Annotated in this window: 4 protein-coding genes; 1 reads left to right on the plus strand and 3 read right to left on the minus strand. The window is 71.1% G+C overall.

The window, feature by feature from the left end; translation table 11 throughout:
• Positions 1-125: 125 nt before the first annotated feature.
• Positions 126-833 (minus strand): SIMPL domain-containing protein, encoded by a 708-nt coding sequence (locus ACZ4Z2_RS05635; protein ID WP_468072667.1) that lies wholly within the window; start codon positions 831-833, stop codon positions 126-128.
• A 194-nt stretch (positions 834-1027) separates the two neighbouring features.
• Between ACZ4Z2_RS05635 and ACZ4Z2_RS05640 the strand changes: the two genes are divergently transcribed.
• On the plus strand, positions 1028-2836 hold the full coding sequence (locus ACZ4Z2_RS05640) for a 5'-nucleotidase C-terminal domain-containing protein (RefSeq protein ID WP_468072669.1): 1809 nt from the start codon (positions 1028-1030) through the stop codon (positions 2834-2836).
• A gap of 100 nt (positions 2837-2936) precedes the next feature.
• On the opposite strand, the gene ACZ4Z2_RS05645 is transcribed toward ACZ4Z2_RS05640, so the two are convergent.
• Positions 2937-4397 carry a lysine N(6)-hydroxylase/L-ornithine N(5)-oxygenase family protein gene (locus ACZ4Z2_RS05645; RefSeq protein ID WP_468072671.1) on the minus strand — a complete coding sequence of 487 codons (1461 nt, stop codon included), beginning with the start codon at positions 4395-4397 and terminating at the stop codon, positions 2937-2939.
• Positions 4394-5785 (minus strand): pyridoxal phosphate-dependent decarboxylase family protein, encoded by a 1392-nt coding sequence (locus ACZ4Z2_RS05650; RefSeq protein ID WP_468072673.1) that lies wholly within the window; start codon positions 5783-5785, stop codon positions 4394-4396. Before ACZ4Z2_RS05650 ends, ACZ4Z2_RS05645 begins: the two co-directional genes overlap by 4 nt.
• Positions 5786-6021 lie beyond the last annotated feature (236 nt).

A 6021-nucleotide genomic window follows, 5' to 3' on the forward strand; every position in this document is an offset into this window, starting at 1 on the left:
TTACCCGCTGGTAGGGGCTTGGAGGCACGTGACTACCCAACGGCCTTTGAATGAAAGGTATTTGACAACCAGTCATGGAGCTTTCGTCAAGTCGTGGAGCCGTGCGCCGGGCGTGGCGGGGGCGTTCACAGGGTGGGCGGGTGCAGGGTGAAGCGGGCGTTGACCTGGGCGTGGATGTGCTGGCGTTCGGGTTCGAGGTCGAGGGGGGCCGGTGCGGCGTCCTCGGTGGCGTAGGCCATGGTGCGGGCGTAGGCGGCGGGGCGCAGGGGCGGGGAGGGCTCGGCGCCGAGGTCGGCGAGTTCGACGAGGGCGGCGAGGGTGGTGCCGAGGGCCTCGGCGTATTCGCGGGCGCGCTGGACGGCTTCGCGGACGGCTTTCCGGCGGGCTTCGCGGTGGGCGGGCGAGTCGGGGCGGAGGGCCCATGAGGGGCCGTCGACGTGGGTGAGGTCGAGGTCGGCGAGGCGGGTGGTGAGTTCGCCGAGGGTGGTGAAGTCGGTGAGTTCGGCGGTGATGTGGACGCGGCCGTGGTAGGCGTGGACGCGTTCGCCGCGGCCTTTCTCCTTGAGCTGGGGGGTGAGGGAGAAGGTGCCGGTTTCGAGGCGTTCGACGGCGTCGCCGTAGCTTCTGACGAGGTCGAGGGCGGTGTTGTTGCGGCGGGTGAGGTCGTCGAGGGCGGTGCGGCGGTCCTTGCCGCGGGCGGTGACGGTGATGCCGAGGCGGGCGATCTCGGGGTCGACTTCGAGGTGGGCTTCGCCGAGGACGGCGATGCGGGGGGCTTCGGGGGTGCCGTAGGGGACGGCGGCGGGGTGGGGCTGGGCGGGGGTGTCGGTCATACGTCCCACTCTGTCACCGCGGGTCCGGTTGGCGTGGGGGGCCGCGGTGAGCCGGTCACCAGATCGCAACCTGGAGGGTCTGTTGCTGTGTGGAATGTACGGGTCAGAATCTACGCGCGTTATCGCGTGTGGCCTTTTTTCTTGTTCGCTGGTCTACGCGCGTTGAGATCCCGTTCCTCCCGAGGAGTACCGATATGGCGCTGAACCGCCGGAAGTTTCTGAAGAAGTCAGCCGTGACGGGTGCCGGAGTGGCTGTCGCCGGCTCGGTTCTGGCGCCGAACGCGCAGGCGGCCGAGGCGACGGGCGGCGAGGAGAAGGCCCCGAAGCGGTACCGGTTCACGGTCATGGGGACGACCGACCTGCACGGCAATGTCTTCAACTGGGACTACTTCACGGACAAGGAGTTCGACGACAAGGCGCACAACGACGTCGGCCTCGCGAAGATCTCGACGCTGGTGAACCGGATCCGCGAGGAGAAGGGGCGCGGCAACACCCTCCTCATCGACGCCGGTGACACCATCCAGGGCACCCAGTTGTCGTACTACTACGCGAAGGTCGACCCGATCACGGCCAAGGGCGGTCCGGTCCACCCGATGGCGCAGGCGATGAACGCGATCGACTACGACGCGGCGGCGCTCGGGAACCACGAGTTCAACTACGGCATTCCGGTGCTGCGGAAGTTCCAGGAGCAGTGTCGTTTCCCGCTGCTGGGTGCGAACGCGCTGGACGCGAAGACGCTGCGCCCGGCGTTCCCGCCGTTCAGCATGCACCGGCTGCGGACGCCGTTCGGCCGGGATGTGAAGGTGGCGGTGCTGGGTCTGACGAACCCGGGGATCGCGATCTGGGACAAGGCGAACGTGCAGGGGAAGATGACGTTCCCGGGTCTGGAGGAGCAGGCGGCGAAGTGGGTGCCGAAGCTCAGGTCGATGGGCGCGGACGTCGTCATCGTGTCGGCGCACAGCGGTTCGTCGGGGACGTCGTCGTACGGTGACCAGCTGCCGTACATCGAGAACGCGGCCGGGCTGGTGGCAGAGCAGGTGCCGGGGATCGACGCGATCCTGGTCGGGCACGCGCACACCGAGATCCCGGAGTACTTCGTCACCAACAAGGAGACCGGCAAGCAGGTCGTGCTGTCGGAGCCGCTGAAGTGGGGGCAGCGGCTGACGCTGTTCGACTTCGAGTTGGTGTGGAACCGGGGCTGCTGGAAGGTCGAGAAGGTCGGTGCGCAGGTCCTCAACTCCAACACGGTGGAGGAGGACCCGAAGATCGTGAAGCTGCTGTCGGACGAGCACGAGAAGGTCGTGACGTACGTCAACCAGGTGATCGGTACGAACGCCGCCACGATGACGTCGGTGGAGGCGCCGTACAAGGACGTCCCGATCATCGACCTGATCAACCACATCCAGGCCGACACGGTGAAGCAGGCGCTGGCCTCGTCCGAGTACGGGTCGCTGCCGGTGCTGTCGCAGGCGGCGGCGTTCTCCCGCAGCGCGGTGATCCCCGCGGGGAACGTCACGATCCGTGATGTCGCGGGTCTGTACGTCTTCGAGAACACGCTGGAGGCGCGTCTGATGACGGGTGCGCAGATGAAGGCGTACCTGGAGTTCTCGGCGAACTACTTCGTCCAGACGGCGCCGGACGCGGTGGTGGACCCGGCGAAGCTGACGAACGCGAACGGTACGCCGGACTACAACTACGACGCGGTGAGCGGTCTGTCGTACGAGATCGACATCGCGCAGCCGGCGGGTTCGCGGGTGAAGAACGTGCGGTTCGAGGGTGCGCCGCTGGCGGACGACCAGAAGTTCGTGTTCGCGGTGAACAACTACCGGGCCAACGGCGGCGGCAACTTCCCGCATGTGGCGGCCGCTCCGTTGCTGTGGTCGAACTCGGACGAGATCCGTAACACGATGATCACGTGGGTGAAGGCGAAGGGGTCGATCGACCCGGCGGCGTTCGCGTCGGTGGACTGGAAGCTGACCCGGAACGGTACGCCGGTCTTCTAGGGTTCGGCTCCCGGTTCGCGGGAGTGGCAGGTCGACGGCGTCGGCGCCGGATGGTGCGCCGGCGCCGTCGGCGTGTGTGCGGCGGCCGCTTCGGCAGTCGTCAGCGCACGTCGGCCAGGGGGGTCAGGGCGCTGGTGGTCCTCTCGTCCCTGGCGCGGGGGATCTGGGGCCGGGGTTCGAGGCCGAAGGTGGTGAAGGCGGTGCGGCTCGGCAGGGGGTAGGTCTCCTTGCCGGTGAGGGTGTTGAGGATGGTGGCGCTGCGCCAGGCGGCGAGCCCCAGGTCGGGGGTGCCGACGCCGTGGGTGTGGAGTCCGGCGTTCTGGATGTGGAGGTGGCAGCCGGAGGCGGTGACCGAGGGGTCGAGGACCATCCGGAAGTGTTCGTCGATCCTGGGGCGGTGGTGGCTGTCGCGGCGGATGTAGGGGTCGAGGCCGGCGAGGAGGCGGTCGAGGGGGCGTTCGCGGTAGCCGGTGGCGAGGACGACGGCGTCGGTGGTGAGGCGGGAGCGGGTGCCCTGCTCGGTGTGTTCGAGGTGGAGTTCGACCTTGGTGGTGGCGAGGCGGCCGGCGGTGCGGACGTGGACGCCGGGGGTGAGGACGGCGTCGGGCCAGCCTCCGTCGAGGGTGCGGCGGTAGAGCTCGTCGTGGATGGCTGCGATGGTGTCGGTGCCGATGCCCTTGTGGAGTCGCCACTGGGCGGCGACGAGCCGGTCCCGGGTGGTCTCGGCGAGGGCGTGGAAGTAGCGGGTGTAGTCGGGGGTGAAGTGTTCCAGGCCCAGCTTGGAGTACTCCATGGGGGCGAACGCCTCGGTGCGGCCCAGCCAGTGCAGTCCTTCGCGGCCGGCGGGCCGGTGGCGCAGCAGGTCGAGGAAGATCTCGGCGCCCGACTGGCCGGCGCCGATGACGGTGACGTGTCCGGCGGCGAGGAGGCGGTCGCGGGCGGTCAGGTAGTCGGCGGCGTGGAGGACGGGGACGCCGGGGGCTTCGACGAGGGGCTTGAGGGGTTCGGGCACGAAGGGTTCGGTGCCGACGCCGAGGACGACGTTGCGGGTGTAGGTGCGGCCGAGTGCCGCGTCGGCGTCGGCGTCGGCGTCGAGTCGGGTGAAGTCGACTTCGAACAGGTCGCGTTCGGGGTTCCAGCGGATGGAGTCGACCCGGTGGGCGAAGTGGAGGCCGGGGAGGTTCTCGCTGACCCAGCGGCAGTAGGCGTCGTACTCGGCGCGCTGGATGTGGAACCGCTCGGCGAAGTAGAAGGGGAAGAGCCGGTCGCGGGTCTTGAGGTAGTTGAGGAACGACCACGGGTTGACGGGGTCGGCGAGGGTCACCAGGTCGGCGAGGAACGGGACTTGGAGGGTCGTTCCTTCGATGAGCAGGCCGGGGTGCCAGTCGAGGCGGGGGTGTTGTTCGTAGAAGACGGCGTCGAGTTCGGTGAGGGGGTGGGCGAGGGCGGCGAGGGAGAGGTTGGCGGGGCCGATGCCCACACCGACGACGTCGCGGGGGGCCTCGGGGGCGGGGTGCGGGGTGCTCGGGGTGTGGCTCGGGGCGGGTGGGGGCGTGCTCATGTCGGGGTGTGTCCTTCGGGGAGGTCCACGGCCGCGGCGGGGTCCGCGCGTTCCACGAGTGCGAGGAGGGTGGCGAGGTCGCCGGGCCGGGTGTGGGGGTTGAGCAGGGTGGTCTTGAGCCAGAGCCGGCCGTCGACGACGGCGCGGCCGAGGACGGCCCGGCCGTCGTGCAGGAGTTTTCGCCGTACGGCGGCCACGGTGTCGTCGCAGGCGTGGGCGGGCCGGAACAGGACCGTGCTGATGGTGGGCCGGTCGTGGAGCTCGAAGCCGGGGTGGGCGTCGATGGTTGCGGCGAACTCGTGGGCGAGGTCGCAGACCTGGTCGACGAGGGCGCCGAGTCCCGTGCGGCCGAAGGTCTTGAGGGTGGCCGCGATCTTGAGGATGTCGGGGCGGCGGGTGGTGCGCAGGGAGCGGCCGAGGAGGTCGGGCAGGCCGGCTTCGGTGTCGTCGTCGGCGTTGAGGTAGTCGGCGCGGTGGGCCAGTGCGGCGAGGTCGGACGGCTCGCGGACGGTGAGGATTCCGGCGGCGACGGGCTGCCAGCCGAGTTTGTGCAGGTCGAGGGTGACGGTGTGGGCACGGTCCAGGGCGGTGAGCCGGGGTCGTTGGCGGGCGCTGAAGAGGAGCCCTCCGCCGTAGGCCGCGTCGATGTGGAGGCGGGCGCCGTGGGCCGCGCACAGGTCGGCGATGTCGGGCAACGGGTCGATGAGTCCGGCGTCGGTGGTGCCGGCGGTCGCGGCGACGAGGAGGGGGCCGCGGAGCCCGGTGAGGGCGCGGTCGAGGGCGGCGGGGTCCAGGGTGCCGGCCGGGGTGGGGACGACGACGGGTTCGGGCAGGCCGAGGAGCCAGGCGGCGCGGGGCAGGGAGTGGTGGGCGTTGGCTCCGCAGACGAGCCGCACTCCGGTGCCGGCCTCGCGGGCGAGGAGGACGGCGAGTTGGTTGGACTCGGTGCCGCCGGTGGTGACGAGGGCGTCGGCGGCGCCGGTCTCGGCGGCGAGGGCCCGGGTGACGAGTGCTTCGAGGGCGGAGGCGGCGGGGGCCTGGTCCCAGGAGTCCAGCGACGGGTTCAGTACGGAGGCGGCGAGGTCGGCGGCGGTGGCCACGGCCAGGGGCGGGGTGTGCAGATGGGCCGCGCACAGCGGGTCGGCGGGGTCGGCGGTGCCGGCGGCGAGGGCGTGGACCAGCCGCCGCAGCGCCCGCGGGTCCCCTTCGTCGGGCAGCGGGTCGCCGAGCGCGTCCCGCACGGCCGCGGCGACCGCCTCCGGCCCGCCGGCGGGCAGCGGTCCGCCCCTCGCGCGTGCCCCGTCCCGCAGCGCGCCGAGCACGTCGTCGACCAACGGCCGCAGCGCGTCGGGGCCGTTGGGGCCTGAGGCGAGGGGCGGGGTGGGCATGGGGTCCTCCGGGGCGCGGGAGTCCCATCCTGTACGCCGATTGGGTGCTCACGCCCGAAAACCCCGCCGAATACCACCAAAAGAGCGTACGGCGGCCCGTCGCCGAGGGGGGCGGGCAACCCGGCGGTGGGGGGGGGGGGGGGGGGGGGCGGGGGGGGGAGGGGGGGGGGGGAGGGGGGGGGGGGGGGGGGTGTTCCTTTCCGGTGGGGGGGTAGGTGGGGAGGGTGGGGGGGGAA

Source organism: Streptomyces sp. NPDC030183 (assembly GCF_055573455.1).